22 protein-coding genes and 1 pseudogene are annotated in these 25,056 nt (G+C 55.4%); 15 read left to right on the top strand and 8 right to left on the bottom strand.

All coding sequences use genetic code 11. The features are described 5' to 3' along the window. Window positions 1-325: 325 nt before the first annotated feature. Window positions 326-2,173, bottom strand: coding sequence for a DUF2254 domain-containing protein (locus tag CPZ01_RS15230; protein ID WP_157746038.1), 1,848 nt, complete (start codon window positions 2,171-2,173; stop codon window positions 326-328). Window positions 2,174-2,361: 188 nt separating this feature from the next. On the opposite strand from CPZ01_RS15230, the gene CPZ01_RS15515 reads away from it, so the two are divergent. Both CPZ01_RS15515 and CPZ01_RS14175 read left to right on the top strand, forming a co-directional pair. Then, the gene (locus tag CPZ01_RS15515; RefSeq protein ID WP_172863986.1) at window positions 2,362-2,538 is read left to right on the top strand and encodes a hypothetical protein; all 177 of its coding nucleotides are present in this window, start codon (window positions 2,362-2,364) and stop codon (window positions 2,536-2,538) included. Beyond that, window positions 2,535-3,776 carry an RNA-guided endonuclease InsQ/TnpB family protein gene (locus CPZ01_RS14175; RefSeq protein WP_096396392.1) on the top strand — a complete coding sequence of 414 codons (1,242 nt, stop codon included), beginning with the start codon at window positions 2,535-2,537 and terminating at the stop codon, window positions 3,774-3,776. The genes CPZ01_RS15515 and CPZ01_RS14175 overlap by 4 nt, the downstream gene beginning before the upstream one ends. 197 nt (window positions 3,777-3,973) lie before the next feature. Here the strand turns inward: CPZ01_RS14175 and CPZ01_RS14170 are convergent, their stop codons facing one another. Further along, a complete protein-coding gene (locus CPZ01_RS14170; protein WP_096396391.1) occupies window positions 3,974-4,765 on the bottom strand; it encodes a helix-turn-helix transcriptional regulator in 792 nt (263 codons plus the stop codon). 191 nt (window positions 4,766-4,956) lie between these two features. Here CPZ01_RS14170 and CPZ01_RS14165 point away from each other — a divergent pair, with 191 nt between their 5' ends. The 3 genes from CPZ01_RS14165 (at window position 4,957) to CPZ01_RS14150 (ending at window position 9,220) form a co-directional block, all read left to right on the top strand. Beyond that, window positions 4,957-6,081: a halocin C8-like domain-containing protein gene (locus CPZ01_RS14165; protein WP_197427780.1), complete on the top strand. Its 1,125-nt coding sequence runs from the start codon at window positions 4,957-4,959 to the stop codon at window positions 6,079-6,081. Between the two features lie 1,070 nt (window positions 6,082-7,151). Continuing rightward, window positions 7,152-8,051, top strand: coding sequence for a DNA-binding protein (locus CPZ01_RS14155; RefSeq protein WP_096396390.1), 900 nt, complete (start codon window positions 7,152-7,154; stop codon window positions 8,049-8,051). A 128-nt stretch (window positions 8,052-8,179) separates the two neighbouring features. Further along, on the top strand, window positions 8,180-9,220 hold the full coding sequence (locus tag CPZ01_RS14150; RefSeq protein WP_321167230.1) for a homing endonuclease associated repeat-containing protein: 1,041 nt from the start codon (window positions 8,180-8,182) through the stop codon (window positions 9,218-9,220). Between the two features lie 349 nt (window positions 9,221-9,569). Here CPZ01_RS14150 and CPZ01_RS15225 read toward each other — a convergent pair whose 3' ends face one another. The 3 genes from CPZ01_RS15225 to CPZ01_RS15215 all read right to left on the bottom strand — a co-directional run bounded on the left by CPZ01_RS15225 (window position 9,570) and on the right by CPZ01_RS15215 (window position 13,322). Then, window positions 9,570-9,749 carry a hypothetical protein gene (locus tag CPZ01_RS15225; protein WP_157746036.1) on the bottom strand — a complete coding sequence of 60 codons (180 nt, stop codon included), beginning with the start codon at window positions 9,747-9,749 and terminating at the stop codon, window positions 9,570-9,572. A 45-nt stretch (window positions 9,750-9,794) separates the two neighbouring features. Further along, complete coding sequence (locus tag CPZ01_RS15220; RefSeq protein WP_157746034.1) at window positions 9,795-11,060, bottom strand: HEPN domain-containing protein; 1,266 nt, start codon at window positions 11,058-11,060, stop codon at window positions 9,795-9,797. A gap of 264 nt (window positions 11,061-11,324) precedes the next feature. Continuing rightward, window positions 11,325-13,322 (bottom strand): hypothetical protein, encoded by a 1,998-nt coding sequence (locus CPZ01_RS15215; protein ID WP_157746032.1) that lies wholly within the window; start codon window positions 13,320-13,322, stop codon window positions 11,325-11,327. Window positions 13,323-13,797: 475 nt separating this feature from the next. Between CPZ01_RS15215 and CPZ01_RS14140 the strand changes: the two genes are divergently transcribed. From CPZ01_RS14140 to CPZ01_RS14130, 3 genes are all read left to right on the top strand, one after another. After that, on the top strand, window positions 13,798-14,724 hold the full coding sequence (locus CPZ01_RS14140) for a transcription initiation factor IIB (protein WP_096396426.1): 927 nt from the start codon (window positions 13,798-13,800) through the stop codon (window positions 14,722-14,724). 77 nt (window positions 14,725-14,801) lie between these two features. Continuing rightward, on the top strand, window positions 14,802-15,314 hold the full coding sequence (locus tag CPZ01_RS14135; protein WP_096396388.1) for a DUF7342 family protein: 513 nt from the start codon (window positions 14,802-14,804) through the stop codon (window positions 15,312-15,314). After that, the gene (locus CPZ01_RS14130; RefSeq protein WP_096396387.1) at window positions 15,311-15,763 is read left to right on the top strand and encodes a hypothetical protein; all 453 of its coding nucleotides are present in this window, start codon (window positions 15,311-15,313) and stop codon (window positions 15,761-15,763) included. Before CPZ01_RS14135 ends, CPZ01_RS14130 begins: the two co-directional genes overlap by 4 nt. Before the next feature lie 6 nt (window positions 15,764-15,769). Here the strand turns inward: CPZ01_RS14130 and CPZ01_RS14125 are convergent, their stop codons facing one another. Next, window positions 15,770-16,321, bottom strand: coding sequence for a DUF7342 family protein (locus CPZ01_RS14125; protein ID WP_096396425.1), 552 nt, complete (start codon window positions 16,319-16,321; stop codon window positions 15,770-15,772). Window positions 16,322-16,558: 237 nt separating this feature from the next. Between CPZ01_RS14125 and CPZ01_RS14120 the strand changes: the two genes are divergently transcribed. The 7 genes and pseudogenes from CPZ01_RS14120 to CPZ01_RS14090 all read left to right on the top strand — a co-directional run bounded on the left by CPZ01_RS14120 (window position 16,559) and on the right by CPZ01_RS14090 (window position 22,088). Further along, window positions 16,559-16,960 (top strand): TRAM domain-containing protein, encoded by a 402-nt coding sequence (locus CPZ01_RS14120; protein WP_096396386.1) that lies wholly within the window; start codon window positions 16,559-16,561, stop codon window positions 16,958-16,960. 123 nt (window positions 16,961-17,083) lie between these two features. Further along, the gene (locus tag CPZ01_RS14115; protein WP_096396385.1) at window positions 17,084-17,539 is read left to right on the top strand and encodes a hypothetical protein; all 456 of its coding nucleotides are present in this window, start codon (window positions 17,084-17,086) and stop codon (window positions 17,537-17,539) included. Window positions 17,540-19,184: 1,645 nt separating this feature from the next. Then, entirely contained in the window at window positions 19,185-20,066 is an 882-nt protein-coding gene (locus CPZ01_RS14110; protein WP_096396384.1) for a biosurfactant protein 1, read from the top strand. A gap of 138 nt (window positions 20,067-20,204) precedes the next feature. Beyond that, complete coding sequence (locus CPZ01_RS14105; RefSeq protein WP_049908471.1) at window positions 20,205-20,393, top strand: hypothetical protein; 189 nt, start codon at window positions 20,205-20,207, stop codon at window positions 20,391-20,393. A 91-nt stretch (window positions 20,394-20,484) separates the two neighbouring features. Continuing rightward, window positions 20,485-20,865 (top strand): hypothetical protein, encoded by a 381-nt coding sequence (locus CPZ01_RS14100; RefSeq protein WP_096396383.1) that lies wholly within the window; start codon window positions 20,485-20,487, stop codon window positions 20,863-20,865. Window positions 20,866-20,931: 66 nt separating this feature from the next. Continuing rightward, window positions 20,932-21,594 (top strand): annotated as a pseudogene (locus tag CPZ01_RS14095) (DUF6735 family protein). 74 nt (window positions 21,595-21,668) lie between these two features. Further along, window positions 21,669-22,088 carry a hypothetical protein gene (locus CPZ01_RS14090; RefSeq protein WP_074879663.1) on the top strand — a complete coding sequence of 140 codons (420 nt, stop codon included), beginning with the start codon at window positions 21,669-21,671 and terminating at the stop codon, window positions 22,086-22,088. Here CPZ01_RS14090 and CPZ01_RS14085 read toward each other — a convergent pair. Together CPZ01_RS14085 and CPZ01_RS14080 are read right to left on the bottom strand one after the other, a co-directional pair. Beyond that, the gene (locus tag CPZ01_RS14085; protein ID WP_074879666.1) at window positions 22,085-24,154 is read right to left on the bottom strand and encodes an SMC family protein; all 2,070 of its coding nucleotides are present in this window, start codon (window positions 24,152-24,154) and stop codon (window positions 22,085-22,087) included. The genes CPZ01_RS14090 and CPZ01_RS14085 overlap by 4 nt on opposite strands. Then, entirely contained in the window at window positions 24,147-25,055 is a 909-nt protein-coding gene (locus CPZ01_RS14080) for a hypothetical protein (protein ID WP_074879669.1), read from the bottom strand. Before CPZ01_RS14080 ends, CPZ01_RS14085 begins: the two co-directional genes overlap by 8 nt. Window position 25,056 lies beyond the last annotated feature (1 nt).

Below are 25,056 nucleotides of genomic sequence, written 5' to 3'. Positions count from 1 at the left end.
GGCGAGGCCGTCTCGATCGTCCCGCGACCGCCGCTGCGCGCCTCGTGCCTGCGGTGCTTGCGGGGTCGGGGGACGATCGAGACGGCCTCGCCCTTTCTGAGTCCGCCAGGACTGTAGATGGCCCACCGAGCGACCTAGCCGGCTGGACAGGTGCGTACGTGACGGCCCGCCCCGCTCGCCGCTGCCGCCCTTCGCGTCGCTCGCGACCGACCATTCCGGGCGTGCGGGCGCTCTCCGCACCGCCCGCGCCCGTTCCGGGCTAAAGTGAATCTGGTCTCGACGCCAGCGGGTAAGCGCGAGGGGTTGCGCGGCGTGGCTGCTCACCCTATCCCTGCCATTCATCAGTTCGGTACTGAAGATACTGGTCAAGAGAACTTGCAGCAGATTCCCCTGCCTCAAATCGTTCGTCCCAATACTTTCGTCTCAAATCAGCACGGAGGTCATTTACTGCTTCTATGAACTCATCCGAGTAGTCGTACATTCGGAAAGGGAACCACAATAGTCCTCGACCCAATCCTCGGAAAGTAGTATAACCGAACAAATCCTCATGCTCCGGATTCTCTAAAATTCGGTTAAAAGCAATCTCAAACGGAATGATACCCCCAGAATGCAAGACCATCGTCAGGTTCGAATGCCCTTCTAAATAAGAGGAATCGTCACGCTCAACGAGCGTATAGCCTACAATTTCGATATACCGCTGTAAGAGTAATATCGAACTTGCTGCAGGAGGGTGTGTAACAGCATATTCCAATAAATCACGCCACGCACCAGAGATAAACATAGGTACGGTCCCATCATCATCGGGCCAGTCTACTGATTTGTAATGCTTCGCTGTGATTGTCATCATATGTAAGCGTATATTTATTAGAGCAGACACTTTCAAATTCTCGTGCTGTCTCGGGTCCCAGTCTTGACTAATGCTAAGACCGGTTCGATCCTTTTTGCCGAGCATCTCTTCAACAGTTGGGTCTTCCTGAGAAAGTTCTGAGTCAAACTCAGAAACGATCTTTTTGTACCATTCAACCTGGCGTTCAACGAGTTCTTTTATTGTAACATTCTGAACTAAGTTTTCGCTCGGAGTGATGCCATCAACCCACCTCATAATCTCGTAGGCATGTGGGGAGACTTCGTGGAAATGCTCGAAGTCCCGATTATTGATGTGCTGTCCGATAATATCTAATGAGTTCTCAACTGAGAAGTGCAGGGCTCGACTGTGCCCAGAGCCATCCTCAATTGGATCCGACAACCCCAACATAATATCGCTGTAGATGGAAATGAGAGCAAGGTCGGCAAGGGTATGACACTCGTATTCAGCTCCTTTTACACCGAGATCTCCCAAGTGGCCGATTGAACTCTGAGACAACTCAATGTAGTTCTTATCTACAGCACTCAGAGCGATACGAGGGAGATATTCACTAAATACAGGAGTGTACAAAATTCCAATTTTTTCGGCATCCCCAGTCGTTGCATACTGATCATCGTAACTCTCAGGCACGTTGATAGTGTTGACCTCGTTCGTTTTGACCAGGTCTTCAACAGTCTTGTCGGTGATTTCGTGAATGGCCTCTTCACCTTCGGATGCAACAGCAAGTTCGTCTCTCTGGATAGAGGTGCGAGTTAAGTCATATACTGGCTGTAACGGATGGTCTGCAAGAGAGTTTTCTGCGCCAGCATCGATAGACTGATTTCGATAATCTGTAGACGACAGCTGGGTCTGGTATTGCCGCAATAGATTTGTTGGGGTTGTTTGTTCAAAGAAGATACCAGCATAAATCGCGACTCCTAGTAAAACTGCGCCTGTTACCTCAACACTCCAGACGAACAAGGATTGCTGAGCATCCAACCCCAGAACTGGAAGTAATACCAATATACCGAGCGAAAGGAAAATCGACCCAATAGCAAGATACAGAGCTTCACGGAGTAAAGGTGACTTGACAAATAGCTTGATGAATGCTGGAGAATATCGAGCACTGACAATTTGGGTGGCAACGAACGCAACCGAAAAGACGATTGCCAGTACGGATGCTTGGGCTGTGATAAGCGTTTGAAGCGTACTGCTAATCATTCCAGAAGTTGCTGAATAACCTGGGAGACAATATCCAACAAAAAGACCGATAACCAAGAGAAGTAGAGCAACCGACCCCGCAAAAAGTCGCCTGCGAATTGGTGTCATATCTTCTGTTGATATGGGTGTCCGTTAAATAGTTCTCCTTTATGAGAATGATGGAGCACCGTATTAGTTTTTTTTAGCGCCTGCAGAGGGTGCAGGCGCGCTCGGTTGCGCCTGCACGACACAGGTGATTCGAGATGCGACACCACTACCAGCAACAGGTGTACCGTCAGCCCGAGGGGCGATGACCGATGTCGGTCAATCTTAACGAGATTGAGGAGGCTGAGGTCGAACTGGAGGAGTGGTTGGTCAAACAGGCCGAGAACGGCGTCCCGGAAATCGTTCTGATAGGACTCCTTCGGGACTATGCAGACGACATCGAACACCTCGGCTACGTGCCGCGGATGTGGGGTGAGTCAGAGCGATGAGACGAACCAACACCTTCGAGGTCGTCCCACAGTCGGAACAAGACGAGGCCGTCCTTCGCCGACTCCTCGATGCGTCAGCCAGCCTCTGGAACCAGCTGACGTATGCGCGCCGGCAGCAGTTCTTCGCCGGCGAGAGCGTCTGGGACTGTGCGGGCTACTACGACGAGTACGTCGACGTGTTGGGGTCGGCGACGACCCAGCAGGTCACCCGCGTCAACGACGCCGCCTGGCGGTCGTTCTTCGAGACGGTCGAGGAGGCCGACCAGGAGGTCAGTCCGCCCGGCTACTGGGGGAACCACGCCGACGGGCGCGACCTGCGGACCTACATTCGCAACGACGCCTACACGATCGACTGGAGCGAGCGCTCCCGGCTCGAAGTGCCCATCGGCAGCCAGCTCAAAGACGAGTACGGCTTCGGTCGGTTCGAGCGGCTCCGGGTTGCGATCCGCGGTGAACCGCACTGGCAGGGCGACCAGGGCCGTCTCCACCTCACCTACGACGACGTCGACGAGACGTATCGGGCCCATCAGCCGGTAACGGTCTCCGAGGCCGAACAGGCGACGCCGACGGGGACGGACGTCGCCGCACTCGATATCGGCGCGAACGTCCTCGTGGCGTGTACGACGACGGCCGGCGACCAGTACTGGTACAGCGGTCACGAGCCGTTCCGGCAGTTCCGCGAAACGACCGAGCGCATCGCCGACGCCAAAGCGAAGCTGCCGGATGGACAGGAGACTAGCAAACGAATCCAGCGGCTCTATCGGAAGCGGTCCCGCCGGCGCGACCACGCCGTGAACGCACTGCTCCGTGACCTGGTCGAGCGGCTCCACGACGATGGCGTCGAAACCATCTACCATGGCGATCTCACCGGCGTCCTCGGCGAGTACTGGTCGGTCGAGGCGAACCTCAAAGCGCGTGCCTTCTGGGCGCATCGACAGTGTCTCGACCAACTTGCGAATGTCTGTGAGGAGTACGGCATCGAGGTGGCGTCGACCTCTGAGGCGTGGACTTCTCAGACGTGTCCGGAGTGTGGTGAGCGCGAGCAGACCCGCCGGCATCGCGAGACGCTGCGGTGTCCGTGTGGCTTCGAGGGGCACGCCGACCTCGTCGCGTCGCGGACGCTGCTCGAACAGGCGACGAACACTGCGGTCAGGCCGACGGCACGGCCCGTGCGGTTCCAGTGGGACGACCACCAGTGGTCCCCCGCCGAGGGGGCCGCGGTGGGGCCCAACGAATAGCGCACAGACCCGCAAGGTGCCGCCGTGGTGTCGCCGTGACACCAGCGAGCGGACGCTCCGTGAACGCGGAGTGGATGTCGATCCGCTGGTCGCTCGCAGTTATCAGACGTTTCAGTAAGTGTTGTAAAAAACGCAACTTCCTGCTCACAATAGCCGGTTGGACATTCTCATTTAATAGGTTCTTGTCGTTATTGGGGTTAGACGGTGTTTCGACCGCCTCGAAATAGAATCGGTTCAGCAGTGTCTTTCACCGACTCGAACTGTTCGACCGCCCAGTCGACAGCGGTCTCAGTATCGTTCAGTATACAGCCCTGAATTCCTTTTTCTGTGTAGACGACGATACCCACATCCGTGTCATCGACGATCCACAGCCCATACGCGTAAGGGATTGGCCCACGGAGCAACGTGACGTCTGGGTCCTCTACAGCTTCTCTCGTCTCTTGGGGTTGCAACTCGTATAACTGGTCAAACACGTCTCCATCGACCACTAACTCCAATTCGTATGCATCACCTGTAACGGCAGCGTCGTAGAAGTCCATCGCTGAGCCCACAAGAGCCTTTGGCGCGAATCCACGAACGAGAGAGGCCTCGCGGATTGACTGAAGCATTGGGTCAAGAACCGCGTCCGGGACGTTCTCCTCCGCAATATGCGCAGTTGACCCCGCGAGAAACGCTTCATGGATAGAAGTTTCGGTGGGGAGCGCAGCGAGAATCGGTGCTGCGTCGGCGAGGTCGGTGAGAAACGATGCGTACTCGTCGTGTTTACGATATGCACACACCCCGGCCGCAGTTGCGTGCCATTCACCGTCCCGATACTCAACGAGGTGTGCGTCAGCGAGCGAGCGCAGCACTCGATCAATCGTCGACCGCGAAGAGTCGAATAGTTCGGTAAGCTCACGTTTTGAACGTGGGGCCGCGGTGAGGACACGAAGAAATCCCGACCGGTCTGCGATGAGCGATTCAAAATCGGCGGGATCAGGTTGTTCCATTAACGAGTTCTAGTAGCGTGGGCGTATTCAGTTCTGTGGAGGTCAATTGGTTGTACACGAACCATGTTAGCAGAATGTGTACAGCTTGAGGGGGGCCCTCAAAGCTTGCGGGGGGTACTCTTGTCCTACCAGTCGTATTCATCAATTAACGTGAATACAAGCCGCGAAAGAGTGCTAAGTGGTGTGTTACCATGGAGGAATCAGACTCCGACCCCGACTTTGACGAGGAACAGTATCAGAACGAACTGAACGACGCTGTTGACGATGGCGGTGGCTGTATGGAGACTCTCCAAGCAGCTAATCAGGTTTCCAACTCGAATGAGGCTAATTTTGGCAACTTTAACACTGATGAGAACCGGCGGTCTGTACTACAAAAAACAGTTGCCTCATTGGCTGGTGTTGCTGGGTTCGGTGGACTGTCCGGAATGGCTGCCGGCAGTAAAGGATCGACCGAGCCGAAATCCCGGGCATCTGACGACCCCGACTTCGAAGCAACTGATGTCGAAGTCCGTGCGGGTGACGAGGTTCCCCGAGCGACCGCTATGGCGCTGAATAATTCGGAAATCAACAAGCTCAAAGCTGTGATGCGATCCGAAGGGAAGATGCAGCCCTCTGGCATAGTTTCTGTCGATGTTGAGACAACCGATCCTGATCTGAACGATGTAGATCCTCGGGTGGTGATCGTTCCTTTTGAACCCGTTGGCAACCGTCCGGTCGATCCTCGGGACACAACTGGACAGACCGATCCAGCGAACGTCGGTGCATTGTTTGCCGTCACCGTCGTACAAGAAGGCGAGCGTCAAGCGGCAACCGCATTCGGGGTTGCTTCTCACCCAACACAGTCAGGAGCAAAAACCATCGAAAGAGTTGACAACGGTGCTTCAGACGCTGGGCAGTTCCAGGCCAAGCTGATGACGTTCGGCCAAGATCAGGCCGGCGAAGAGCCAGCAATGGTCGGATCCCAGACGACCAAACTTCCCATCCGAAATGCTCGTCGCCCGAACCAGGACCAGAACAGTTCCAGTTCGTTGAACTCGGTAGGGACAGGCTCCGGGGCCCTCTCCACGGCGCAGGTGTCCGAAGGCTCGATACTCTCCTGTTTCCAATGTACTACGCTGGTCGGTATCCTGTGTAAACTTGGAGGGGGTCGCCTTAGCCAAAGTACCTGTCTAGTGCGGTGTCTGCCTCTAATTACTACTATCGGGGGTTATCTGATCTGTTCCGGGGGCTGTCTGTTGGTCGTCGAGGCGATTTCACGTGTCGGCTGTGGACTTGGTTCAGGGTACGTCTGTATTGTCGCAGGGTACTGTAACTGAACTCTTATCCTTCTCCTTGCGTACTATAAATTATGACTCAAACAAACACGGATTCCGCTCGACTTCGTACTCGAATCGCCCTTTCTGTCGTCGGTGTGGTGGGTGCTGCCGCCCTCGGTTACCTCCTCCGAGGGCCAGAAGTCGCGTTAGCTATCGGCGCCGGCGTTGCTGTCGTGGAACTCTTTGTTGCGCTGTATCAACGCGTTAGGACAACGTGACTCCAGTGCCCCGGGCTCCGGAGTGGATGTCGATCCGCTGGTCGCCCCTTTTTCGTATCACTACGCAGTTGATCGACCCCGAAGACCTCACCTCAAAACATTTGGTCATCCCGTGATTCAGACACACTATGAGCAGTAAAACCGTCGAGACAGCTCGCTGGCTTGCCTATTTCGATAGGGTTGCTCGAGGAGTACTGCTACTTGGTGGTGCGTTTATTACTCTACGCACGATTGTCGCAAGCTTCCAGGTCTGTACTGCTGGTGAAGCATGCCCCCAACCATCACTTCTGAAGCCGTCGTTACAGCACTGTTCGGTGTGATAGTAATTTACGCGGGATATCGATTTCAACCTGAGTAACGGAAGTCGGGATCGGGGTTTGCTGAACAGACTTTGATCAGGCGCTAACGTCTCAATCTTCTCCAGTATCAAGCGTTTACGGCTCGCACCGCTCGCCGCATTCCGCCCTCCGCGTCGCTCGCGACCGACCATTCCGGGCATGCGGGCGCTCTCCGCACCGCCCGCGCCCGTTCCGGGCTAAAGTGTATGTGCCCTCGGCGCCAGCGCTTCACCCGTTCGGGTCCTCCGGACCTCGGCAAAGCCGACCGCGACGGACGTAGTTGCGTCGCGGCGAATGGGGAATGCGCTGGCCGCTCGCTCCGGGCGGGTCGGCGCGCGGTGCTGGTTGGGGTCACCTCATGCAGGCGCGCTCTCGCTCGCGCCCGGGAGGGCGCTCGCGAAGGCGCGAGCGAGAGCGCGCAGATGGTTCTGTCGGTCGTTGTCGTCGGAAAACCACGATGTGGTAGCATCGCGGTGTCGGCGCGTGAGCGCCTTCGGAACTTGGTGAAGTTCCAATGTCAAGTAACAGCTCTAGTAGCAAGGTCGTTACGGTGGATGAACAGGCATTCGAGAAAGCGGGCGGTCAGGCGGTCGATGAAGATGGCTTCCCGGTCGTCGACGAGACGCCGGAGTTCGAGGCCGCAGTCGAGCAGGAGACGCAGGCGAAGGTGGATGCGAACCACCCGGACGGGATCGCGGACACGAGCAAGGATCGGATTCACGGTGTCACCCTCGAACAGGAAGAGCGCATTCGGGCGCGGGAAGCCGAACTGGAGCGCATCAGTGCCCAGGCCGAGCTGGGAACACAGGACGGCCGGGAGCAGCGCACGCGGGAGGTCGCCGCACAAGGGAGCACGAAGCGCCGGCGGAAGTTCCAGCAGCGAGCCGCGAGCGTGGACCCGATGGCCGACCCCGAACGGGATGATCCCCGAATGGAGCTGACCCAAGATGAACTGGCGACGGTGAACACGGAAGCAGATCGACTCACGACGCGGCTGGATGGCTGGTCGCGTGCGGCGATCAGTCGACGCCTGGCCGACGCAGTCGTCGACGGCCGGGACATGGCGAGTGCGGTCGTGCGGGTGTTCGAGGAGTTACAGACGGCGCCGGGGGGCACCGTGCCCATCGACGCCCTCGAGGACGTCGATCGCAAAGAAGTGAGTGTCGAAGGACAAATCGAGGTGCTTTGGGATAGTGACTCTCCAGCCATCGCTCAAGTTGGCCTGATCGCAGACGAAAGCGGGCAAACGAAGGTGACGATCTGGGAGAAATCAAATGCCCCTTGGGTCGAAGAAGGTGAACGGGTGCGTATCCACGGAGCAGCGAGAAATTGGTACGAAGGACGCGTCTCACTAGCCGTCACTGGCTGGTCGACCCTTCATTTCCCGGAGCGCGGCCGCTGGTGGGACGAATAGCCGAACGGAGCAGCCTCTTTTTTGTTGTGTGCCGGACCGGCCCTGACCCCGCCGCCCCACCCTCCGCTCCGTGCTCGCTTCGCTGCGCGCGCAGCCACAACCTCTCGGACAGTTTTTCTGGCGCCGCTATGGGTGCCGGCGCAAGTAGGCCGGCGAGTGACACAGAAATGTACGAATGCGACTACTGTAGTGCTACGTTCGATGGAGCTAGCGCTCTCGGTGGTCATGTTGCCTCCGTACACCGGTACGGGGAGTACGAATGCGAGACGTGCGGTAAGAGCTTCGCCTCGCTTACAGCCTATCGTGGCCACCTCGGTGGCCAAACCTCGATCGGGCGTGACGAACTGAAGACTGAGCTTCGACGACTCACTAAGCAACTGGGCCGGTCACCCACGCGAGACGAGATGGAGACAGACGGGTCGTATTCAGCATCAGCGTACTGTACCGAGTTCGGTTCGTGGAGTAACGCTATCCGCTCGATCGGGCAGAAACCAGCCCAGGAAAGCCGCATACCAGACGAGGCTTTGATAGAGGCGATCCGCAACTTAGCTAGTGAACTCGGGCGTGTGCCGACTGCTCCAGAGATGGATGAACGGGGTGCGTACTCACAACGGACCTGTGCGAATCGATTTGGATCGTGGGTCAACGCGGTACTTGAAGCGGGCCTTGAACCCGCTGGCAAGCAGAATATTCCCAAGCCGGAGCTCCTTGCTGAGATCAATCGGCTTGCTTCAGAACTCGGCCATGCCCCGACGGTGGAGGAGATGAATTCGGAGGGGCAGTATCACGTTGCAACCTACTACGACCGTTTCGAATCGTGGCGCCAGGCGAAACGCCGTGCGGGGTACGGTGACTCACAAGACGAGCGAGTGGCGTGGAAGCGACAGAAGTGGAGCCAGACGCGGTGGCGCCGACAGCGTCAACGAGTCCTTGAGCGTGACAACTACTGCTGCCAGACGCCCGGGTGTGAGATCAATCAATCCGAACACCACGCGCGTTATGGAAAGGACCTCCATATCCACCACATCAGACCTCGGCGTGAATTCGTTGATGCGGACGGTCAATATGACGCTGAGGCGGCGAACGCGCTAGATAATCTTATCACTCTCTGTGCTGTACATCATCGCTTCTGGGAACAGCTAGCCCCGCTCCAGCCCGATATTCGCTAACCGCACCCGGTGGTGTTGCTCGCCCCCGCGATGGGTGGCGGGGCCACCAGCGATCCCGTCCCACTATGACCGACGACACGACACTCACGGCCCGTGAACGGCTTCGCATTCACCTCCGCGAAGCCCGCCGCACGACCGACTCGCCGATCGTGGAAGTACAGCTCGACGCCGCGCTGGACGCATGGACCGACCTGCCTCCGACACCCCTGCGGGAGTGTCCAATCTGTGGGAAGGTTGGGGTCCCAGAACGAATCCAGCATCACAGATGTAAAATCCAAGATCAAAATGATGAGAATATCGAATTCTAATACGGTGTGGTGGCTCAACACCCGCCATACAATTCCAAAAGTTAGCCGAATAACTCAGACGAGCCCACACCAAGGGCCGCATCATCCATCAGCTCGCCAATCTCGTCGATACTCAGTCCTGTCTGCTCAGTCACGTCCATATAAGCGACGACAGAAGCACCCATAAAACGGCGCGCTTCAGCCACTACGTCCTTCGGATGGTCGAACTTCTCGTCTAACACCTTCAAACGGCTATTTTGATCTAGAATATCGGCAAGATACTGATTCTAGTGTACAATATCTCCCCTAAGTGAGTAGATATCCTGTAGGAACTTCTGGATGTACTCCCGTCTGTAGGGTAACCTATCGTACAATATCTGGCCACCACGTAGTTTGAGTCGGAAAGTAATCGAGCCTCCGGATCCAACTCCTTGAAGAAGAAGTCCCTCAAGCCCGATCAGACAGTCAAGGAGCTGATCTTCGTAAAATCGCTTCGACCAGATCTCGTTAAAACGCTGAATTGAACGCGTGAACTGACCGTCCCTATCAAGACGGATTCGTCGACAGTGGCGCCCCCAAAAATCAGTGAATTCATCAGAGGAGTCTGGATACAGTAGATATGCTTCTTGAGGTTGCGTTCGGTCTTTGTGTGCGTCTCCGATTACTGTGAAGTCGGGGATTCCCTCTCTGAATTCAAGCCAATTAGGTTCTTGCCGGAAGGATGTGCCAACGATCAAGTCTCCTGTTTCTGGGTCGGGGTCAAAAAGCCGCAGTGCGGTCGCTAACCGCTCTCCGATTTCTTCCCCCGGATCATAGAGAGTGGCTTCAGGTTCTCGGGCCGCTATCTCCGCATGGATTTTATAATCACAGGCGTCAACAGGATTGAGATTGAACCGTTCTCCTCCACCTGCGGAGGATGTATGGACACCCCGTCTTTCTGAATCAGTGATAGGGCAGATCCGAAGTGATTCAACTCGATAGTAATTGTGACGTCTTCGACGGAGTTCAAATTCTGGCGATAAATCGATAACTGACTCGTCGTCTTGTGGAATATTAAACAGGTGAAGTGGAATAATAATTTCGAAGGTTTCCAGCCCAGTCTCGTACTTCGGAAGCCAGTGTTCCTCGTATGCTCGATCGAACCCTCTATCCGTGACCACGTAGCCTCCCGAATAATCCATCACTGTGCCAGCGAAGTTGAAAAGCGCGTTAACGTAGGAGAATAGATTAGCATCTTCAGGGGGGTTGTAGTCTTCCGGTGCGTCGAGAAATAGAACGTCTTCGTCATCAGGGTCAACAGGCTCGTTAAGACCAAATCCGTTTCCGGTCTCATACATCCACTCTGCAGTCTCTTCGAAGAACTCCTGCTGGCGTGAAGAATAGAACGTAATAATCCGGGAAGGCTCATCAATGAACTTCTCTTTCCTGTCCATCCGATCTCCTGCGGCAATTCGAAGTTTAGGGACGAAATCTTGCTCCTCACGAACGGTTTCAACGAAATCATCCACACACCCTCTGACCCGCTCCTTCAATCCACTTCCCGAATTGCCCATAGTAGGGGAAGTAACCTATTTGTCTTCAAGACTGTGCTACCACCGATACGGCGGTAGCTACGAAGGGTTGTTTCTATCGAAGTCTACTAATCGACGACAGAATCAGGCAATTCGCGAGGAATATAGTCCCAACACCAGTGACGTGGGGTCCAATTTCGTAGACTGCCCATTCTGCGGCATCATGAACCAAATGAGACACAGAGAGTACGACAAAAAACCTGCTGAGGAGGCCAACTAGACAGTACCTGTATAAGTGACGGATTTTTAATTAGTGTCCTCCGCGAAGTCTTGTAATTCGTTGTGGAACTCTTCGTACTGGCTTCCGTCGCCGTTCAGAGTATTACATATCCGATCTTGGAAGCCATTAGTCCAGATCGTATCTGGTCGGAGCCACCAACCATCGCGATAATGGAAAGTGTTTGTGGGATAATCGTATCTTTGTAATGAGGACGTGTAGATACGTCTACCGCTGGTATCTACATCTTGGAAATTTTCTGTGAGTGCTTCTTTTAATTCTGGGCTGATATCGTTGAGATCGTGGAATTGGCTAATCCATACGCCGAAGATTTTGAGTTCTTGGTAAAGCTGGTGTAGGGTCCGCTCGTTGATTGTTCCAGGTGAGGGGTGGTCGTCAACCAGATCCATGTAGAGGGTGACGAGTGGGTCAAGAAATGTTGCTAATGCGTCTGGGTCTTCTCGATAGAAGTAGATTAGGAGTGCGTAGAAGTCGGTTATTCGATGGTTTATGCCGTGATCAAGATTTTCTGTGGCTTCGAGGCTGCGTCGATAGTCTTTTTCGATTAGTCTGGTGAAATTGTCGTTAAGATCAATTAGGAGATTTCGTCTGGCATCGCTATCGACGGGTGCTGTTTCTTGTAGGACGAAAAGGAATTGAGTGTAGCCTTTGTAGATATCTGTGTGGTTGTCTTCTGGGTTTTGTAGACTGACTTTTCTGAGGAAGCTGACTAGTTCTGAGAGATATTCAGATATATATTTTTGTTCGGCAGGGTCTATGTCTTGATGTTGCTGGAGATGTGCGCCTACTCTTCCTGCGAACGGGTTAAGTCCGAATAGACCTGCGAATAGTACTTGTTTTGAATATCGTCCATAGTTCGATTTTGCTTGGTTGAAGCTGTCTGCGAAGTCTTCCAATAGTGTGGACACATCGATGTCTGGCGCGTATCCGTCTGTACATAGTGCGTCGATGAACGCGACATACATTTTCTGATATTGGAGGTTAGCGTTTTGGAGAAGTCCGGCGAGATAGCTGTGGTTTGCTGAAGCACAGAGTACAGCAAGTTTGTCGACTTCTCCTTGGTAGACTCGGTATGAATCCATGTCTCCGTTCGAGATTGCGGTGACACTCATATCTCCGAGTTTTCTTAATGCGATATGAGCTGCTGCGGTGCGGTCAAATTCGAGCGAGTCTTGGAATAGGGATTTGAGGAGGTTTGCCCATCTCGATCCGGGTGAACCTAGTTCTCGGTGGTTGGTGATGGCCAGGCCAATGTCTCCGACGGTTTCAACAACGGTTTCTGAGTATTTTTGCCGGGTATAGTCGTCGAAGGCAGCTGATCCGATGAATTGGAACTGGTCGTTCAGTTCGTTTAGGAAGTCGTCGTTGACTTCTGATGGTGTTGTTTCTTCAAGATATTTTTCGACGATTTCCGAGAGAGCGTTCAAACAAGTGTCTACCACGTTTTCTTGGTTCTCCTCTATGGCTTGGATACAGGTGCTGACAATGAGTTGTGTGTCTGTGTTGAGTTTGGATACGTAGTCCTCGTCTTGAAGAGCAATACCCAAGAAGGCTGGGCGGTAAATTCTGTCTTGAGAGATTTGTTGTTTCAAGTCCTTTACGATGTAGTCGATGATGTTGGAGACGTCTACGAAATATGCAGCGAATGCGATTAGGGATCCGACGAGCAGGGTTGTCGATATCGAAAACGCGTATCCAATTACTGTAAGTGGTGGACCCCAGCTGAAGTAGCTCCCTGAAATGTTGAAAATGGAAGCGGCTAGAATGAACCCGATAGTCCGTAGGAAGTATTTGTCGTGTAGTATAACGCCTGAGAGCCTGGAAGAGTACTCCTGGTTAGCATTCTGTACTAAGAAGATGACGACAACGAAGACCAGGCTGATGATGCTCAGTATCAGATTTAGTGATGACCCAAAGAACCCGCTTGACGGGTTTTGAACAAGGATGGCAAGAGCGTCAATGGAGAACCCGATTTTACCTAGTGTGACTCCGATTGAACTGACCACGATTACTGCGACAGCTGCCCAGAATCCAATTTTCCCGTACTGGTAAAACGAGAGTGGTGCTATACGACTGCGAACATTGATATCTAAACGTCTTGAGACACTAGAACGCAGATTAGAGAGGAAGGGAATGATTTCCATGATGTAGTTGGATATTCACTCCTCCGTATGCTACATTTAAAATGACTAGGTATTTTTCAGAGAGGGTGGCATGAATTTCGGTAGTCTTGCTGGCATTAAATTCTCAATTTGGACTTAAAAGGCGTGAGAACTATCTAGATTCCTTGCCTGGTTCTAACGTAAGAGAAGCGTCCTCGGCACTCATAGTGCCCTACATTATGATTTCGAGGGCTACAGCACCGTAATTCAATTCCGCCAAATTCCTCAGTAGATGCGGCAGCCCTACACAGAGTCTTTCGTCCCTCCAATGGGTGAGGGGCGCGCCGAACTGGCGGGTTCCCGAAACACGGTGAGAACGATGGCAACGAGAGACATCTACGAGAGCGGATTCGACGAAGACGTCCGACCGGAATCGAGTGCGAACCAGTGTCCTGAGTGCGACGGCCGGGTCACCACGAACGCGGTCGAAACGGTCTGCGAGGACTGTGGCCTGGTCATCGACGAACAGCGTATCGATCACGGGCCTGAGTGGCGGGCGTACGACGACGAGGAGTGTGAACGAACAGGCGCCCCACTCACTGCGGCTCGCCACGACCGCGGCCTGTCGACGGAAATCGGTCGCGGTACCGACGCAAAGGGGAACGAGATCTCCGGGCAGAAGCGACGGCGACTAGCGCGCATGCGCCGTGAGCAGACCCGGGGCCGCTGGCGGTCGAAAGCGGAACGGAATCTCGCCCACGGCCTGGGCGAAGTGCGTCGGCTGGCGAGCGCGCTCGAGCTCTCCGATTCGATTCGCGACCAGGCGTGTCAGCTCTTCCGGAGCGCCCAGAACGATGATCTGCTTCGTGGCAGATCCATCGAGGGCATCGCCGCGGCCAGCGTGTACGGGGCCTGCCGGTGCAACGGCCTCTCGCGGTTAGTGGACGACGTCAGCGAGATGGCCCGCGTGGCGGAGTCACGGGTCACGAACGCGTACAAAACGCTGAACGAAGAGCTTGGCCTCCCCGCTGAGCCCGTCTCCCCCAGCATGTTCGTGCCGCGACTCGCCTCGGACCTCGAGTGTCCGGACGAGATCCGACAGCGGGCCCGAGCCCTCGCGGAACAGGCCGAGGAGCGCGGCGTCACGACGGGCGTCCATCCGGCCGGGTTCGCGGCGGCCTGTCTCTACAAAGCCGGGCAAGAACTGGAGCAGTGGGTGACGCAAAGCGACGTCGCGGAGACAGGGAACGTCACGCCAACGACTGTCCGGACGCACCACGAGACGTTAGAGGAGCAGATAGCCTGACAACGCTGCTGCACAAGCATCGACGGTGTATAGTTTTCTCAGGAAACTATTTGTTCATAGCGCGCATAGCACCCAGTATGACCGAAACGTGGGAGGACGTCAACGAGCAAGTCAAAGCGGACTGGAAAGAGGAGACCACGCCGTTCGAGCGGGTGTACGAAATCGTCGAACAAACCCACGACGGGCAGTCGGCCGCCAAGATTGCCGGCCGTGCCCTCGTGAGCGAGCCGACGGCACGTCGACACTGCAAGACGCTCGTGAACACCGGGTTTGCCGAGACGGAACAGGATGGCCAAACAACGCTGTACAAGCGAAACAGCGACCGAATTTTGATGTCCCGAATCCGCGAGCTGCGCGAGGAAGTCACTCGGTCGGAGTTGCTTGACAGTATCAAGGAGATGAAGGCCGAAATCCGGCGCTACGAGGACCGCTATGACGTGGTGTCACCGGAAGAACTTGCTCAGCAGCTCGACGCCGACGAGACGGAGGGCTGGGACGATCTCAGCGCGTGGCGTACGACGCGGCAGAATCTCGCCGTTGCCCAAGCTGCACTCGCCTACGACGAGGCCAGCCACCAGCTCGCCGTATGACCGACGACGACCGCGCCGGCGAGTTCGGGCCGATCTACCTTCCGGCGCTCCAGCGGATTCGTGACCTTTGGCTCGAACTCGAGCCGCTCGTCGACACAACGTCGTACGATGATGTTGTCGCCCCCACGGAACTGCAGATCACTCTTAGCGATGGGCTCGGCGGCGCCGACAGCGCCCGGCTCGATATCCAGTGGAGCGAACTAGGGATGTATTCGTTCCACTACGTCGATAGTGACGGCGTCAACTGGCGCTTCGATCGCCACCCAAATGCACACTCTCCCGAGATTCATTTCCACCCTCCGCCCGAGGCCGCGACGACGGCCGCCGAACCGTCCTGTCTCGAGGTGACCGAGGTCTCACTCGTCACTCGTGCCGTCCACACGATGTGGCGTGCAGTGTACGAGGACGACGACATAGAGCAGCTGAATAGCGCCTCAAACCCGCCGTAAGCGACATTAGCGCATTGTTCGGTCAGCCACGTCCATCATCTGCTCACCAACGGTTTCGACATCCGAGTAGAGCGCCAACGCGTGCTTGATGAGGCGACGGTCTTCCAGATTCACCTCCCACCGCGTGATCACGTCGCGGCGCTCGCGGAGCTCGGCACTTGCCAGGTCGCTGTCGGCGAGCGACTGTTCGAGATCTTCCCACGTCTCGACATCGTAGGTCGCCTGCCACTCCTCGATCTCTTCGGTAATCGCGGCCAGTTCGTACCGCAGTTCCTCGCGCGTGTTCTCCTCGATGATCGTGCGGATTTCCTCGAAGAGCTGGCGCGTGTAGTCCGGCTGATAGCGCGTGGTTTCGCCGGCCTCGACGCGACGCAGCTGGCCCTGGTCGACGAGATCCTGGAGTTCCTCGTTGGTCGTACTCCAGGCAGCGTCGGCCTGTTCGCTAATCCAGTTGACCGATCGCGGTTCGCGAATCGTCTCGACGACCGCTCGAATACGGTCGCGGGCACTCATCGACACAGTCCACGACTGGGCCCCATCTCGCGGGGATTCGGACATGCTTGGCACCTCTTACGACAGTGTTCGCACCGTACTCCCATATGTTTGTACTCTCTCGTATAATCGAGAGGGCTCTGTTGAAATTCTCTATCCCTGACTGGGTAGTTGGTCAGATCGATAAATACAGATGAATAGCTTTGCGGTAGGTATAGATGGTAGCGAGGTCGTCGAAGTAGTTTTATCGTAAGCCGTCAAGTTCTACGAAGATGCCGACCGGCTAAACCTTACAGAACAGCTATGGAAATTCCTGACCAGCTATTTACTGTCTACACAGCGGAAATCGAAGAACAGGACGGAAGCTACGTAGTCGAAGTACCGAAACGTGAAGTCGAAGTCGGGGAAATTCACAAGGGGAGAACATACCGGATCGGACTCGTCGGCCACTCCAAGACAGGTGATGGCCGTCAGACTGAATCCAGTGATTCACCCCCTGTTGAGGAAGGCGAAGAACGAGTGGTCGAAATCGAGTCCATCGGTGATCAGGGTGATGGAATCGCCAAGCTCGATAACGGGTATGTCGTGATCGTAGAAGATGTGGAAGTCGGTGATAGAGTCCAGGTGAAAATCGAGAACGCTCAGGAGAACGTGGCCTTTGCAGAGGCGGTTGAACTCTTGGAGTCTCAGGAAACGTATCTGTAGAGTCGATTTATGACGAGGTGGCTCTGTGGAAATCCTCAGCCCGTGACAGAAATGGAGATGATCGGTAAGTACAGAGGTACGATATACCGTTTATTTTTGTCGATGTAACTCCTTTCTGATACTATGGGGGTCACTGACCCTTCAAGGCCGGAAGAATCTGCCAAATCTCGCCATGCTCAGAGGTTGCTCACCATTGGGGAAGGACTGCTGGTCGGGGCAATCATCTATGGAGCATTCGTATTCATCTTCGAAACCACCGGAGGTCAATGGAGTACGGGCGAACGCTTGATTCTGGTACTCCTTGGGGCCCTACTGTTTGGCATTGGGCGTGTAGGCTTCTTGGCCGCTCCGTTGAGAGATGTGTCTTCTGAGCAGAAACGAGCGAAGATTCGCCGGTGGCAACGCTCCGTTGTCGGTGCCATACTCATTGCTGGAGGACTCATAGTCATCCACCTGCTTGTCGTGCGGCCCTTGGTTGTTGTGTTATTTTTTGGGTCGTTGGCACTCGGCGTCATCCTCTCTGTGCTTGGGTTATGGGTCAGTCCGACCATCGGCACAACCACCGAGGCGTTGGAGTAATTGATTAATTCGCAGCTCTACCTAGCGGCCGTTTTCAAGATCGAGTTGACTGAGAAGGTGGGAGAGTCGGACAGCGGTAAATACAGATGACGTATCGGTCTATAATTGTGTCCTGTTCTTTTTGTACATAGACTTCGGTTCCGAATTGATTCGGAATCACACAAGAAGTTTAATTATGCACTTAAATGATTAAATGTGAAGAAGATAGTCATCCAATTCCTTTCGGTAGTTATCTTTCTATTCGGACTTGTAAACCTCGCATTCGGAAACTCTGGAGGTTCAATTCTACGTCTAGTGTTCTGTAATCCTCCTCCCGGAATCATTTCAAACTGTTACTTAGAGGATTTAGTTTCCATGCCTCTAAGCATCCTCTGTATCGTGATCGGGAGCGCCTCGTTTCTCAAGGTGACAAATATCGGGAGAACATAGGTGACTGTCACATGAATATCCAATCATCGCCCCCTTAGGATGGGTGAATTATACGGCTCGGAGGACCTCTCTATGGTCTACTACCGGATATCGAGAGACCTGTAATAGAATTGGTTGGTAGTGTTCGCAACGCTCTGAGTGATGCGCACACCTACCGGGCGGCCGATTCGAGATCGGAGACCGAGAAGAGCAAAGAGTCGGTCAGCGGTAAGTGCAGGGTGTTCAGTGACCAGTTGTTGCTGGCTGAAGTGTATCTGAAAAATAGGGTTTACAGAGCCAGTCATGAGAAATACCGCTGATCCGAGCAAACTTTATTACTTTCTTCAGACTAAATGGTGTCATCCCAACATCAAGACGATTGACGTTAAGCAGGCGATGGATTATTTTGACAGTGGCACTGTTCAGTGTCGTTCTCTTAGCAGGTTGTCTCTCAGGGGCGCCCTTTGGCGACCAAGGGCAGGAAGGACCGGTCTCGGTCAACCTCACGAATGCGGCGGGTCAATCGTATGACTTTCGCGTTGTAGTCGCGGAAAGAACACTAAACAATAACGAAGTAATTGTCCGGGAGGAAACCGGTGAGGTCAGTTCAATCTCACCGAGTCAAGGGTCATCGACATATGGATTTTCCCGTCCGGGCGAAAACAGTTCGACCGTGTCCGCAGTAGAGGTGCCATCGAATATTTCGTTTATCCATTCCGAGGAGACACTTCAGCCCGGGGAATCAGTCCGCAGTAACATAGGCGAGTTCGAGACTGGCTGGACGGTTCTAGTCATCGTTTCCCGGCAAAACCGAGTCCTGTGGATGTATACCATCTCTTGTGGGAACGGAGACCTCGTCGGACTCCAAGTGACGATGACGCCGAACGGCACCTCATCGGAGCGGTACTGTCGGTGAGTCCCCATCTTTCTCTCTCGAAGTATATTAACTAAATGTCAATATGGCAGGCAATATCTGCGAGTAGAATGTCGACGAAAGCGGTCGTTGCTAATCGGCGGTTTTCGGTAATTGCGCAACCCCACTTACCGGCTGTTTCACCTCGGATAGTGTCGAACTAATAAGGTTTCAACAGAGCCAACGAAGTACGAACTACTGAACAACTGTTTCACCACGATTCATATCTAACTGAAAGAGTTTCAACGGAGCCTCGAGAGGCTATTGCGAGCGAGGGCGTCCGGACGTTGAAATGCTATACCGACAGAACCTGCGAGCCAACTGATGCACAACCGATATTCTGATTTCGAGGAACTACGGGCGACTGGCGAGGCGTCCCACATTCCGGACACGAGGCTGGACGACGGCTGTGAGGGTGCCCCCCGGCGGCAACGCGCCGCGACGAGCTCTGGTGGCTACCCCGATGCGCCGACGGTAACCGACGGCGAGTGCCAGTCGTGTGGGGCGTCAGTCCCAGACGGCCAGACGAAATGCCGGTTCTGTCTCACCAACCATCTCGGAAGTGACGCGACCAGCACGAACGAGACAGCGTCGACGACGTGCCTCGGCATCGTCCACCTGGTCGTCGAGTCGACCACGTTCTACGGCGCCGTGGCGAAGGGCGGCGCCGCGGCGAACCTCCTCTCCGCCAACGAGGCGGAGCCGGCCGTCGACGACTACACGCTCATCTACGATCTCGACGAGGCACCGGCGCGCCAGCTGGCCGAGCAATGGCCCTCACTCCCCGACGCGGTACAGGTGTCGTCAGAGGAGGGAGAGCGGCTTCTCAGTGCCGCCCGTGACCGGACTGGGTGGCACGGGCAGGAAGCGTCGGAGCGTCAGGAACAGGCCCCGACGCGGCTATACGACCAGCGTGGGGACGGCATCCGCGGCGCGTCGCGACTCGACGCGGTCCTCGACGACGCCGTCGACGCGGTGTGGCTGGTTCCAGCGATGGCGCTGACCGAATCTACTGGCGAAGCTGCAGCTGATCGGCAAGAGTCGTCGGTACCGACGACGCAGGAACTCGACTGTCAAACCTGTGGACGGGCGACCGACCATCGGTTCAAGACCCACGAGTCGGTCCCGGATGAGGCGTGGACGGGACAACCGATCTGGGAGTGTCGGGTGTGTGGCTCGGCTCGCTACGGACCCAGTCTCGAGTAGCGCCAGTGCTGGGCGTCGATTAACCAACACCCTGCGAGTAGCGTCGAGGGTCGTTGGTTAAGGCAGCGAGCTCCTGCAAGCCCGACGCCAGTCGCGATGGGGTGTCTTTCCGCGCCGGCGAGCGGTGAGGCGCTTCCGATGGAGCAAGAGTTCAAACAGGGCTACCGGATGCATCGTATACTCAGCAATCTCAACCGACTCGACGTCGACCGATTGGACGACGCGGATCGAGAGCGAGTCGAGACCGCGAGAGACCTCCTGGAAGAGGTGAGCCTTCTCACGCGGCCGGGCGACGGAGCCGGGGCGGACGCCCACGCAGATTCCTAACTGGAGTCCCCGGCCACGACCAGGGAGGCAACTCTCGCGTCGGTTTATCGCCCCCGACAGGGGTGCGGGGGCGACCCCGTGAAGTCCAGACATGGCGACACTACAAGCTGCGACGACGTCGACTGGCGCGATCGTATCGGATCCGCAGGCAGTCCGCGAGCTCTGTGAGAGCTACTGCTTCGGGACGCTCGACTGGGAGGTGACCGAAGACGGAGAGCTCACCATCTGGGGGTACGACGACTTCGAGGTGTACGAGGCGCGGGAGAACGGCCTGCCCGACTACGAAGGCGGGATCGTGACCCACGAATTCCTGCGAGAACTCGCCGACCACCTCGAAGCCAACGAAAAGTTCGATATCCAGACGGCGGGGTTCACCAAATGCCGCTTCCCAGTCCTGGCCAAGCGGTACGTCGTTCACGACGGCGAAGTCCTCCACGCGGACCTCAGTTCCCCCGACCCGATCGACGAGTAGCGTTGTTCGTCCCCGGGAGGGGTGCGGGGCGGTCCAGTCGCGGTCGCCCCGTGAGGTGATTGCTCGATGGGACACCGCGCACTCGTTGCGTATGAACGCACAGACGGACAGTACACGCTCCACTACAGCCATTGGGGCGCAGCGAACCTGAAGCTCAAGCACCGAATCTCGGCTGAGTCGCCGTTCGGTGGCGACGACACTGACTCCAAGTGGGCGAAACAGCTCCTCGCAGAGCTTGCCGATGGCCTCGAGGCAGATGCGGTCGACGGCTACCTCGCTGGCGAGGATCGACCGTCGACGGTCGTCGAGCCGAAGCCCCGCGCCACCGGGCTCACCCTCGACGAGATCGTCGCTGACTATCTCGACTACCTCCACCACGAGGCGTTCTTCGTGGTGTCGACGACGTTCGAGGTAACCGCCTATCGGACGCTGTGGTTCGGACTCCAGTACGACTCGGAGACGGTCGAACAGGGAGAGACGGTCGGGAACGGCGCGCTCGCGACGGTGCGCTGGTACGACGGCGAGCCGGTCGGCGACGGCCACCTGTAGGGCCAGTTCGCGGCCCTCAAAGACGTCGTCGGCGATATGCTCGACAAGGGCGTCTTCACACCGTCGACGGCGAGACAGTACCTGAAACGGAAGCTGTCCGAGCGAGTTGGAGACCGACAGGAGCTGCTCATTCCGACCGGAGAGTCACCCTTCGAGAAGGCGAGCCTGAACCACACCTAGTTCGATCTGCTTCGTGGCAGCTGCTGTTTTTCAGGGGTCGGAATGGGTGAGCCCCGCCATAGGCTCGTGATTCGATGACATCAGACGACGACCCGTTTCACGACTGTGAGTTGGATCCCGAGGCGATCCTCGGGACACACACCTTCGAAGACGTCCTGTTCACCGACGAGACGGAAACCCCGGTGAACGTGCTCACCGGCGAGACACCGGCACATTCGCAAGCAACCGTCGAGGAAGCGAAGGAGTTCGCTGCGAGTATCGACACGGAGACGCCCCAAATCGCGCTCCCCGCATCCGTCGAGTCGCAGGTCGAAACCCAAAGCAAGCCCTACACGGCGGCCGCGTTCTTCCACTTCAAGGCGACTGGCTCGCTCGAACGGCACCGCGCCTACCACGCTGCCTACGAGTCAAACGCGTTCACCGTCGACTTCGAGGCCGACTACGCGTCGGGCGATCTAACCATCACCGTTAAAGAAGCCGATGAAGCAAATTAGTCGAACCGCTCAAACCGGTAATTCTCCTCGAAAGGACTCGTGTCAATACCGATCTCCGCCATTGAAATGATGACCTGGTAATCCGACAAGATATTCGAAAGCTCGCTTAGGAAGTTCGCTATCGCCCTCGTATTGTACTTGTCCTGCTCCTTCCCGAAGGCAGAGTCAATAACGAACAGCCGAAGAGGCAGATTCCGATCTGACTGGCTCAGCTCTTTCAAAATTGCTGTGTGGAACAAGAGAGCGTGAAGCACAACCTCCGACGTACTTCCCTGAGGATCAGTTGAATCAAGAACAGTGCCGTCCTCCAGGTGGACCTCGTAAGTGTACCTCCCCTTGTCCTGAAACACAACGTCGTCGACATCACTGAACGTTCCATCAGTGAAGTAGTCCGTCAACTCAAGCATTACATCGGACAACTTGTTCTTCAGCCTCCGCTGCTCTTGGTCCCGTTTTCTCTGGACGATCGTATTGAAACTGGAAAGCATCTGCCGCTTCCGATTATTCTGCTCGTACTCCTCGTACAGCATTTCCAGCTCCTCGACCTCTTCCTCCAACTCCTCTATCCGATCTTCCTTCGTATCGATCTCGGCCTGGATCGTCGTCAGTTTCTCCTTCCGTTCTCTGACCTCTCGGTCAAGCTCCTCACGCTCATCAATAAGATCAGCAACCTCACCCTCCTCAAGCGTCTCCTCCAACTGTTCAATTTGCTCGTTCGTGGCCTCAATCCGTTCTTCCAGTGACTGGATCTCGAACTGGATATCCTCTTTTTGATCTTCCAGATCCTCTAATCGCTCCTGCTGCTTCTCCTGGATCGCCGTAATAGATTCTTCAGCTTGGTGCTCCTTCTCGACCCGCAACCGCTTATCGGGCACTTCCTTGCGACACAGAGGACAGTGATGGTCTTCCAGAAGACGGGCACGGTCCTCGCTCTCTACCTTGTTAGTACAGATAGGGCACTTCTCAGGGACGCTCATCAGATTCCGGACCTCGTCCCCGACAACGTCCATATCCTCCTTCAGATCTGTATCTTCGTACCGGTTGATGAGGCGGCGAACTTTCGCTAACTCATTGACCTTGTCCGTGAGCTGCCGCTGGAGATTAGCCTCTTTAGACTCCAAGGAACTCTTCTGGGATTGAAGCTCGTCGGTGTCAACACCTTCCTCAGTCTCTTCCCGGAGAGCATGGCGAACTGACTCTAACTGATCCTGCTTATCGGTCAGTTTCGCACTAATCCGATCTCGTTCATTCTCCAGGTCATCGAGTTCTCTCCTTTCCTGCTTGAGTTCTTTCCTACGGTCCTCAACGTACATCGAGGCCTGCCTGGCTTCCTCGGAGACACTGTACTGTTCCTCCATCCGGTTCTCGCTGGCGTTGATGACGTTCGTAAGATTCACCCGGAAGAGGATGTCCAGCATGTCGGAGGCCTTGTTCCAGTCCATGAACAGCCGCCAGTCCTTGGAGGTGATGAAGAAGAGTCCCATGATACGATAGAGATCCCATCTGCGTTCACTGAGACGCTCTTCTAACGGCAGAATCCCGAGAAGATCGGAAACCTTGGCCTGACTATCTCGCCGGTCTTCCTCCTCACCGCCCTCTTCAGGAGACTTCGTAACACGAGGGTAGCCGGTAAGCGAATTGCCCTCCCACTTCAGTGTGCGGTAGATCTTGTACTTGTCTCCGTTGACGTTCCAGTACGTGTTGGTGTGAGCGGTGGACTTCCCGTTGCTAATCAAGTTCGTTAGCTCGAACTCTGAACTCTTCGGATCGCTATCAGGGAGCCCGATCAGATTGTATTCTAAGGCCTCTATGAAACTGGTTTTCCCCGTCAGATTCTCCCCATACAACACCGTTCCCTGCTCCCCGAAGGGAATCTCCTTGTTCTCTACTGCCTCGAAATCCTGTACCGATGCCTTATCAAGATGGAGCAGTTCCTCGTCGAGAGAAACGTCCTTATAGTGGTTTTCAAGGAGCTGGCGGCATTCCTCTTTGTCCTCTTCGGTGAACTTGGGCTTGTTCTCTACCTCGTTCAAGATGTCCTTGATGATCTGGTCTTCACTAGACATTCAGCATCAACTCCTGAATCGGATCCACGGGCTCATCGAAGTCCCGTTGACGTGCCTTCAACAATTCCTCGTTCTTCGGGGTGGCCTGGAACTGGGGCATGGACCTGACCAGTTCCTTGAGCTCCTCCATCGATTTCGTACCGTACTCCCTAATCACGTCTCTCTGCTGGAGATCCCATTCTTTCAGTAAGACACTGTCAAGGTTATCCAGCTTCTTTCCGTACTTGGCTATCAACCGTTCACCGTTCTCTCCTAACGAGATCTCATAGGGTTCATCACCCTCCGAAACCCGCTCCTCCATCACCTCTTCATGAAGCAGAGACTGGGCGAAAAGCCGGTTCTTGTCCCGGTACAGTTTCTGGGAATACGGGCCGCTTCCCTTCGAAAAGTTGTATCGGTAACCGGTGTGCTCCAGGTTGCCGAGAGTCGTCCGATTCGACCTGTTTGGAAGAGTATCCTCCTTTGACAGCTCGAGGTTCACCAAGTACAGCAGATACTGAAGCCGGTTCCGAGGCGCAACACTGTCCTCCCCGGTCAGCTTCATATAATCCCGGACGAACTTCAGCATCATCACGAAGTCCGCAACCTGATCCAAGCCGTAGTCAAGTTTGTACTGTTCCGAGTACATCTCCAGAATCGGCACTTGGCCGTCCCGGAATCTCTGCAGTTTCTCTTCGGAAAGACCTGCTAGCTCAAGCTCGTCGATAACACGCTCATCAGGTAGAACCTGTTCGTTCAGGAAATCGAAATACTGCTCTCCAGAAAGCCGCTCCGAACCTTCCTGTTCGTCTAATTTCTCGCTTTGCACATCCGCAGCGATATCCAGGTAGAGATGGAACTCTTCGCCGGACAAGTCCGCCCATTCTCCGATTCGTTTCAGGGCGAGTGTTTCGTTCACCATC

The sequence above is a fragment of the Halorubrum trapanicum genome, assembly GCF_002355655.1.
GTDB lineage: Archaea > Halobacteriota > Halobacteria > Halobacteriales > Haloferacaceae > Halorubrum > Halorubrum trapanicum_A.
This window is presented reverse-complemented; position numbering and strand designations above follow the sequence as displayed.